Annotated in this window: 2 tRNA genes; both read left to right on the top strand. The window is 54.8% G+C overall.

Annotation, left to right across the window (positions count from 1 at the left end):
• Positions 1-78 precede the first annotated feature (78 nt).
• Positions 79-152: transfer RNA gene (locus KGF36_RS20040), tRNA-Cys, on the top strand.
• 6 nt (positions 153-158) lie between these two features.
• Positions 159-230 (top strand) — tRNA-Asn (locus tag KGF36_RS20035).

Genomic DNA, 230 nt, shown 5'->3' with positions numbered 1-230 from the left:
ATTAGCTCAGTCGGTAGAGCACCTGACTTTTAATCAGGGTGTCCCGCGTTCGAGTCGCGGATAGATCACCAAAAAGGCGGCGACATAGCCAAGTGGTAAGGCAGTGGACTGCAACTCCTTGATCCCCAGTTCGAATCTGGGTGTCGCCTCCAAAATATTCCAAGGTAGCTCAACGGTGGAGCAACCGGCTGTTAACCGGTAGGCTGTGGGTTCGAGCCCCACCCTTGGAG

Source organism: Clostridioides sp. ZZV14-6009 (assembly GCF_020658095.1).
In the GTDB taxonomy this organism is placed as follows: domain Bacteria; phylum Bacillota; class Clostridia; order Peptostreptococcales; family Peptostreptococcaceae; genus Clostridioides.
The sequence above is the reverse complement of the archived record's forward strand: the minus strand, read 5'-3'. Positions and strand labels throughout refer to the sequence as shown.